Annotated in this window: 10 protein-coding genes; 2 read left to right on the top strand and 8 right to left on the bottom strand. The window is 66.0% G+C overall.

The features are described 5' to 3' along the window. The 7 genes from VGI62_RS07495 to eno all read right to left on the bottom strand — a co-directional run. On the bottom strand, window positions 1–849 hold an 849-nt coding region (locus tag VGI62_RS07495), incomplete at its 3' end, for a biotin/lipoyl-containing protein (RefSeq protein ID WP_331503781.1). A 3-nt stretch (window positions 850–852) separates the two neighbouring features. Continuing rightward, on the bottom strand, window positions 853–1,287 hold the full coding sequence (locus VGI62_RS07490) for an aldehyde-activating protein (protein WP_331503780.1): 435 nt from the start codon (window positions 1,285–1,287) through the stop codon (window positions 853–855). After that, window positions 1,284–1,691, bottom strand: coding sequence for a GFA family protein (locus VGI62_RS07485; RefSeq protein WP_331503779.1), 408 nt, complete (start codon window positions 1,689–1,691; stop codon window positions 1,284–1,286). The genes VGI62_RS07490 and VGI62_RS07485 overlap by 4 nt, the downstream gene beginning before the upstream one ends. Then, window positions 1,688–3,106: a pyruvate dehydrogenase complex E1 component subunit beta gene (locus VGI62_RS07480; protein ID WP_331503778.1), complete on the bottom strand. Its 1,419-nt coding sequence runs from the start codon at window positions 3,104–3,106 to the stop codon at window positions 1,688–1,690. The genes VGI62_RS07485 and VGI62_RS07480 overlap by 4 nt, the downstream gene beginning before the upstream one ends. Beyond that, window positions 3,103–4,161, bottom strand: coding sequence for a pyruvate dehydrogenase (acetyl-transferring) E1 component subunit alpha (pdhA, locus tag VGI62_RS07475; RefSeq protein WP_331503777.1), 1,059 nt, complete (start codon window positions 4,159–4,161; stop codon window positions 3,103–3,105). Before pdhA ends, VGI62_RS07480 begins: the two co-directional genes overlap by 4 nt. Window positions 4,162–4,210: 49 nt before the next feature. Then, window positions 4,211–4,507, bottom strand: coding sequence for a septum formation initiator family protein (locus VGI62_RS07470; RefSeq protein ID WP_331503776.1), 297 nt, complete (start codon window positions 4,505–4,507; stop codon window positions 4,211–4,213). A gap of 68 nt (window positions 4,508–4,575) precedes the next feature. After that, complete coding sequence (eno, locus tag VGI62_RS07465; RefSeq protein ID WP_331503775.1) at window positions 4,576–5,856, bottom strand: phosphopyruvate hydratase; 1,281 nt, start codon at window positions 5,854–5,856, stop codon at window positions 4,576–4,578. 303 nt (window positions 5,857–6,159) lie between these two features. Here eno and VGI62_RS07460 point away from each other — a divergent pair, with 303 nt between their 5' ends. Beyond that, window positions 6,160–6,930 carry an enoyl-CoA hydratase gene (locus tag VGI62_RS07460; RefSeq protein WP_331503774.1) on the top strand — a complete coding sequence of 257 codons (771 nt, stop codon included), beginning with the start codon at window positions 6,160–6,162 and terminating at the stop codon, window positions 6,928–6,930. A gap of 222 nt (window positions 6,931–7,152) precedes the next feature. On the opposite strand, the gene rpmF is transcribed toward VGI62_RS07460, so the two are convergent. Continuing rightward, window positions 7,153–7,335 (bottom strand): 50S ribosomal protein L32, encoded by a 183-nt coding sequence (rpmF, locus tag VGI62_RS07455; RefSeq protein ID WP_111515250.1) that lies wholly within the window; start codon window positions 7,333–7,335, stop codon window positions 7,153–7,155. A gap of 140 nt (window positions 7,336–7,475) precedes the next feature. On the opposite strand from rpmF, the gene VGI62_RS07450 reads away from it, so the two are divergent. Then, window positions 7,476–7,886, top strand: coding sequence for an MAPEG family protein (locus VGI62_RS07450; RefSeq protein ID WP_331503773.1), 411 nt, complete (start codon window positions 7,476–7,478; stop codon window positions 7,884–7,886). Window positions 7,887–8,042 lie beyond the last annotated feature (156 nt).

The raw sequence follows: 8,042 nt of genomic DNA, 5'->3' as shown, positions 1-8,042 counted from the left end.
GTTGGCCTCGCGCACCTGCATCAGGGCGATGGCGGCGGCCTTGATCACCATGTCGTTGACACTGACCTTGCCGCCCGACTTTTCCAGCAACGCATTGATCTTGGCGCGCGCCGCGAGGAGAGCGTCGATCTCCAGGTCGATAGTGAGCGGGAAATGCGGCACGTCGCGCGCGCTCTCGGTCATCCGGCGCGCCACTGTCTTCCTCATGCCGTCCAGCGGGGTGAGATCGTAGCTGCCGGGCGCGATGCCCTGCTGCTCCAGCGACAGGACCTGCCGCGGGGCCGCCGCCGAAATGTCGCCGGCTTGAGCCACGGCCTGGCCCGGCCGGGCTCCCTCCACGTCGGCTTTGACGATCCGGCCGTGCGGGCCTGAACCCTTCAGAGCGGCAAGGTCGAGACCTTTCTGCTGCGCGATCCGCCGTGCGAGCGGCGAGGCGAAGATGCGGTTGCCGCGAGGGGCCTGGGCGGCAGGTTCGGGGGTGGCCGCCCGGGCCGGGAGAGCCCGGGCCGGGATAGCCGCGGCCGGCGTTGCATCGTCAGCTGAAGCGGGTTTGGCGTCGGCCTTCGGCGCAGCGGCGGGCTTGGCGGGCGGCGGCGAAGCGGCCTCCCCCTCGCCTGACAGCCGCGCGATCGGGGCGTTGACCTTTACGCCCTCAGCGCCTTCCGGGACCAGGATCTCCTGGACCACGCCCTCGTCGACGGCCTCCACCTCCATCGTGGCTTTGTCTGTCTCGATCTCGGCGATCACATCGCCCGATTTCACCCGATCGCCCGGCTTCACATGCCACTTGGCGAGCGTCCCCTCTTCCATGGTCGGCGACAGCGCGGGCATCAGGATGTCGATCGGCATGTGTCAGGCGCTCGGATTGGTTTCGACGAAGACGGCGGGCGTCCAGCGGGCCTTGCGCCTCGCCAGCCGTTCGCCCGCGGTCTCGTCGTCATAGATCATGGGTTGAGCCTGGCGGCCCTCGAAGCCTGGTAAGTCGACGCCTCGGACATTGAGCACCGCAATCAGGCCGTCGTCGGTCTCAAGGGTGGCTGCGACATAGACCCCGCATTCGGCGCAGACCAGAAAATCGCTGGAGCGGCCCGCGAACCGGTAGCGGTTCGCCGCACCCGGCGCCGCCTCGATGTGCAGCCGACCGGCTGGGTCGCTGGTGGTCTCAGCGCCATGCCGGCGACAAAAGCTGCACTGACAGGCTCGCAACGGCAGGTCCGCGGCCTGCCGCGGCGTCTCCAGATCCACCCGGATCGCGCCGCAATGGCAGTGGCCCGCCAGCTCCGTCATGCAGGTTCCTTCGACAGATGGGAAAGCCCCGCGGCGTTGGCTTCCCAGTTCTGCCCGTCGAAGGCTTCGATCCTGAGGTCAAGCCCTTCGCTGGTATCCAGGCAACGGGCGTTGACGCTCCAGCCGTCGGGATTGGAGCGCGGCCGATAGAAGCTCTTGATCCCGCATTCGGAACAGAACAGGTGCTTCGCCACCCGCGTGTTGAAGGTGTACTCAGCGAGCCGTTCTGCGCCCTTGGTGATGCGGAAGCGGCTCTCCGGCACGATCACGTGGACGAAGCCGGTCTTGGCGCACATGGAGCAGTTGCATGACTGCGCCTCTACGACCTGCGGCAACGCCACTTCGAAGCGAACCCCGCCGCAGTGGCAGCCTCCGGCGCGCCAGGTGAACGGACTTTCGCTCATTTGTACGAGACCTGCTTGGCCGCCTTCACGATCTTCTCGACGGACGGCATGGAGAGCGCCTCAAGGTTCGCTGCGTAGGGCAGCGGCACGTCTTCCTGGTGCACGCGCACCGGCGGCGCATCGAGGTAGTCGAAAGCGTGTTCCAGCACGCGCGCAATGACCTCGGCGCCGACGCCCATCGGGCCCCAGCCCTCCTCGACGGTCACTAGGCGGTTGGTCTTCTTCACGCTCTCGACGACGGTTTCGTAGTCCATCGGCCGGATGGTGCGCAGATCGACGACCTCGGCCTCGATCCCTTCGGAGTCGAGTTGCTCGGCGGCCTTCAGGCACAAGCCGACCATGCGTGAATAGGCGACCAGCGTCACACCCGCGCCTTCGCGACGGATCTTGGCTTTGCCAATCGGCAAGACCCAGTCGACGCCTTCGGGTACGTCGAACTCCAGGCCGTAAAGCATTTCGTGCTCAAGGAAGACCACGGGGTTCGGGTCGCGGATTGCCGCCTTCAGAAGCCCCTTGGCGTCGGCCGCGTCATAGGGAGCAATGACCTTCAGGCCGGGAACGTGGCCGTACCAGGCGGCGTAGTCCTGGCTGTGCTGCGCGGCGACCCGAGCTGCTGCGCCATTGGGTCCACGAAACACGATCGAGGTCTTGATCTGGCCGCCAGACATATAGAGCGTTTTGGCGGCGGAATTTATAATGTGATCAATGGCCTGCATCGCAAAGTTGAAGGTCATGAACTCGACGATCGGCTTCAGACCGCCCATGGCTGCGCCGACACCCAGGCCGGTAAAGCCGTACTCGGTGATCGGCGTGTCGACGACCCGCTTGTCTCCGAACTCCTGCAGGAGGTCTCTCGAGACCTTGTAGGCGCCCTGATACTGGGCGACCTCCTCACCCATCAGGAAGACGTCGGGATCGCGGCGCATCTCCTCGGCCATGGCGTCGCGAAGGGCGTCACGGACGGTGACCTTCACAAGCTTCACGCCAGCGGGCAGCTCGGGATCGCGCAGCGGCTGGGCCGGCTGGACAGCAGCCGTCCCCCCGCCCTCCGGCTTCGGCCTGGCGTCGGCTTCCGGCGCCTTTCGCTCCGGATCTCCGGACGCTTCGGCGCGGGATTGCGCAACCGGCTGTGGGGTTGGCGCTGCGCTTGGTTGCGACGCGGGCGGCGCGGCCCCGGCTTCGCCGGACAGCCGCGCGATCGGCGTATTGACCTTAACTTCCTCGGCGCCCTCCGGCACCAGGATCGCCTCGACGGTGCCCTCGTCGACGGCCTCGACCTCCATGGTCGCCTTGTCGGTCTCTATCTCGGCGATCACGTCGCCGGATTTCACCTGATCGCCGACCTTCACGTGCCACTTGGCGAGCGTGCCCTCCTCCATGGTTGGCGAAAGGGCCGGCATGAGCACGTCAGTCATGCCGGCGCTCCTGCCGCAGCGGTGGTGTAGACGTCGGTGTAGAGTTCGGAGGGGTCGGGCTCGGGCGAGGTCCTGGCGAACTCGGCCGCATCAGCCACGATGCGCTTCACCTCGGCGTCGATCGACTTGAGCGAGGCCTCATCGGCCCAGCCTTCCTTCTCGAGCCGCTCCTCCACATGGTCGATCGGGTCGCGGGTCTTGCGGACCTCGTCGACCTCCTCGCGGGTCCGGTACTTGGCGGGATCGCTCATCGAGTGGCCGCGGTAGCGGTAGGTCTTCATTTCCAGAATGTAGGGCCCCTTGCCGGAGCGGGCGTGCTCGGCGGCCTTGCCGGCTGCAGCCTTCACGGCGAGCACATCCATGCCGTCAACCTGCTCGCCTGGGATGCGGAAGGAGGCGCCGCGCTTGTAGAGATGCGTTTCCGACGAAGAACGGTCGATGGCGGTGCCCATGGCGTATTGGTTGTTCTCGATGACGTAGACGACCGGCAGGCTCCAGAGCTCGGCCATGTTGAAGCTCTCGTAGACCTGTCCCTGGTTGGCGGCGCCGTCGCCGAAGTAGGTGAAGGCGACCTTGCCGTTGTCGCGATAGCGATTGGTGAACGCCAGGCCCGTGCCGAGGCTCACCTGTGCGCCGACGATCCCATGGCCGCCGTAGAAATCCGCCTCGGTCGAGAACATGTGCATCGACCCGCCCTTGCCCTTCGACGAGCCCGAGGCGCGGCCTGTGAGTTCGGCCATGACCTCTTTAGGGTCCATGCCGCAGGCCAGCATGTGGCCGTGCTCCCGGTAGCCGGTGATCACCTGGTCGCCGGGCTGCTTTACCGCCTGAACGCCTACTGCGATGGCTTCCTGGCCAATGTAGAGGTGGCAGAAGCCGCCGATCAGTCCCATGCCGTACAACTGGCCGGCCCGCTCCTCGAAGCGGCGGATCAGCAGCATGTCGCGATAGTGCTTCAGCAACTCGTCTTTGCCGCCGCCGGCCTCTGGAGGCTTTGCGGCAGCGGCGCCGTTGGCCTTCCGCCGACCGGCCGCGCCGGCCTGCTCTCGCGCCATGCGTCTCTCCGTAATCCTTCGACAGGTCCCCCAGAACCCGCGAAGGGCGCTAGGGCTTCATTCGGATCACATAGTCCCTGGGATCGGCGAAGCCTAGCAGGGAGCGCGCCCTTTCCTCCAAGAGATCGGCAGACAGGCTCGTGTCGCGCAACAGGCGCGCACGCATCTCCAGGTCCTGGCGCTCGGCGCGCACCTGGGCCAGTTCGCGGGTCTTGGCCACAAGCGTCTCGTCACGCTGGCTCGAGGTCAGAATCCCACGATCACCGGTAAAGGCGTGGAATCCGAAATAGACGATGAGGAGGATCAGCGCCGTGGTCGGCAGGAACGGACGTACGTAGGCGAGCACAGCAGGTTTCCTAGACGATTCCCGGAGTTTTCCGCGATCGTGCTTAACGGCGCGCTAACCTCCCAGCCTCAACCCCGTTTCAGCGCCGCGCGCCCGGCATATGCCGCCTGGTCTCCGAGCTCTTCCTCGATGCGCAGGAGCTGATTGTACTTGGCGGTGCGGTCCGAGCGCGACAGCGAGCCGGTCTTGATCTGCCCACAGTTGGTGGCCACGGCCAGGTCGGCGATGGTCGAGTCCTCGGTCTCACCGGAGCGATGGCTCATGACCGCGGTGTAGGCGCTGCGGTGCGCCAGATCGACGGCGTCCAGCGTCTCCGACAAGGTGCCAATCTGGTTGACTTTCACCAGGATCGAATTCGCCAGACCCTTTCCGATGCCCATGGCCAGACGTTCGGAATTGGTCACAAAGAGGTCGTCGCCAACCAGCTGAACCTTGGCGCCCAGCTTATCTGTGAGCAGCTTCCAGCCCTCGAGATCGTCCTCGGCGCAGCCGTCCTCGATCGTGACGATCGGAAACTTTCCGACCAGGCCGGCCAGATAGTCGACCATGCCTGCTGGATCGAAGGTCTTGCCCTCGCCTTCCATGACGTACTTGCCGGCCTTGAAGAATTCCGTGGAGGCGGCGTCCAGGCCGAGCACGAAGTCCCTGTCCGGCTTATAGCCGGCCTGCTCGCCCGCTTTCATGATGAAGCTGAGCGCCTCCTCGGCCGAGCCGATGTTCGGAGCAAACCCGCCCTCGTCGCCGACATTGGTGTTGTGGCCCGCGGCGTGCAGCTGGGACTTCAGGGCGTGGAAGATCTCCGAGCCCATGCGCAGGGCCTCGGCGAAGGTCGCAGCCCCGGTCGGCAGGATCATGAATTCCTGGATGTCGATCGGATTGTCGGCGTGCGCCCCGCCGTTGATGATGTTCATCATCGGCACGGGAAGGACGCGGGCCGAAACGCCGCCAACGTACTTGTAGAGCGGCAGTGCGGCCGAGCTCGCCGCGGCCTTGGCGGCGGCCAGGCTAACTCCGAGGATCGCGTTGGCTCCCAGGCGCGACTTGTTGGGCGTGCCGTCAAGGTCGATCAGCAGGCGGTCCAGGCGCCGCTGGTCCTCTGCGTCGGCGCCGGCCAGCGCGTCATAGATTTCGCCATTGACCGCAGCGACAGCCTGCAGCACGCCCTTGCCGGCATACCGCTTCTTGTCGCCGTCCCGCTTTTCCACCGCCTCGTGAGCCCCGGTCGAAGCGCCGGACGGCACGGCGGCGCGGCCCATGGAGCCGTCCTCCAGGATCACGTCCACCTCCACCGTCGGATTGCCGCGGCTGTCGAGGATTTCACGGGCGATGATGTCGACAATCTCAGTCATGAAGTCCTCGGGGTCCTCGGGCGTGTGGGAGCGCGCGAGGCTTACAAAGCTTCCACGCCCCGGGCAACGCCGGTTGACTTCACGCCTCAGCATCTCGTGCCTTCGGCACGGAGCAGGGGCGCAACCCGCCGCCGTCCACCATTAAGGTCTCGACCGCCCTTCGCCGCGCCCGGCCAGACTGTCGCTGCGAGTGACAACCTCGATGATCCGCGAGGTTTCAGCGATATCGGCGAACACGCACGGATTGATCGGCTTTCGCGAACTGGCGGCCTGGGGCATATGGGCCGCGCTCGGAGGACCCCCATGCTGCTCATCGATCGCCAGGACGCCGTCGCGGTCGTCACGCTGAATCGCCCGGAGGCGATGAACGCGCTCTCCAAAGCCCTCCGGGCCGCGTTGCGCCAGGCGATACTCGAACTCGACGCCGACCCGAGCGTAAAGGTCGTTGTGCTCACCGGGGCCGGCGAGCGGGCGTTCACTGCAGGGCTCGACCTAAAGGAGCTGTCGACCGATCCGCTCGGCATGGGCGCGGCCAACGCCACGGACCCGGCGGAGAACCCCGCGCGGGCTGTGCTAGCTTGCTCAAAGCCCATCGTGGGCGCGATCAACGGCGTGGCGATCACCGGTGGATTCGAGGTGGCGCTGGCCTGCGATGTGCTGGTCTGTTCGACCAACGCCCGCTTCGCCGACACCCACGCAAGAGTGGGCATCACGCCGGGTTGGGGCTTGTCGCAGAAGCTGAGCCGGGTGATCGGGCCCTACCGGGCCAAGGAGCTGTCGCTGACAGGTAACTTCCTGAGCGCCCAGCAGGCCTACGATTGGGGTTTGGTGAACCGGGTCGTGGAGCCCGCGGAATTGATGCCGGCGGCCCTGAAACTCGCCCGCGAGATGGCGAGCATCGAAGGCGACATGCTGGTCACCTACAAGGCGATGATCGACGACGGCTACGCGCTGACGATGGGCGAGGGCATGGCGCTCGAGCATGAGCGGTCGGTCGTCCACAACGCCTCGGTGACCCCGGAGATGGTCGAGGCCCGGCGGGCGGCCGTTCAGGCTCGCGGACGCAGCCAATAGGGCCCAAGAGGCGGCCTTCGATATGGACGATGCCGATCTTGAGGTCGCCAACGCCAGTCGGCGTCAGGCGTAGGTGTCGGCCACGATCCCGGAGGAAGCCGCCGCGATCGACCGGGCCCCGATGAGAATCAGGCGGCGCACAAGCGATCCTGGAATCAAAAACGCCGGCCACCTCTGCGACCGGCGTCTTTGGATACGGCAGGGCTTGTAGCCCGAAGGCGTCTAGTCTTCCTTCGGCGTCAGGACCTGACGGCCCTTGTACATGCCGGTCTTCAGGTCGACGTGGTGCGGACGCTTCAGCTCGCCCGTTTCCTTGTCCTCGACGAAGGAGTTGGCGCCCAGGGCGTGGTGCGAGCGGCGCATATTGCGCCGCGACGGCGAGGTTTTGCGTTTAGGAACGGCCATCGGAAACTCATCCTGGCGTGGAAATGGGGACGCAGACTAGAGGGCCGGCGACGTGAGCGCGGGCTTATGCCTGAAACGCCTCAGCCGATCAAGCACGACGGGAGTAGTTTACGTTGTAAGCGACGAGTCGGGGAAAAATCGTGGACCAGCGCTGGATCTTTGCGCCCATGGGCGCCCTCGCCTTCCTGACCTTCGGCGTATTGACCCTGATACCGATCCGGCGCTTCCGCGCCGGCGCGTTGGGCCAGGTCACCGCCGACGATTTCAAGTTCGGTGAGTCGCCGGCTGTGCCCGGCCACGTCTCGATCCCGAACCGCAACTACATGAACCTGCTTGAGCTGCCGATGCTGTTCTACGTCGGCAGCCTCATGTTCTTCGTAGCCGGCAAGGTCGACGGGGTCGTTCTCGCCGTGGCGTGGCTCTATGTCGCCCTTCGGGCTCTGCATTCGCTCGTCCACCTGACCTGCAACAACGTCCGCCACCGGCTGACCCCGTTCGCGGCGAGCAACTTGGTGTTGATGGCCTACTGGGTGCTGGTTTTCACCCGTTAGAGGGCGTGCAATAGGCGCCGGGGCGCGACATTCACCCAGGCAAGGCGCAGCAGGGCCTCCAGCGTCGGCTGGTCCAGGTCCGCCAGCCGCAGGTAGGTCCAACCGTGGCGGCCGTAGGTCTCGGTCGGCTGCACGGCGGTCGGATGAGCGGCCGCC

The sequence above is a fragment of the Phenylobacterium sp. genome (assembly GCF_036495085.1).
Classification (GTDB): domain Bacteria; phylum Pseudomonadota; class Alphaproteobacteria; order Caulobacterales; family Caulobacteraceae; genus Phenylobacterium.
The sequence above is the reverse complement of the archived record's forward strand: the minus strand, read 5'-3'. Positions and strand labels throughout refer to the sequence as shown.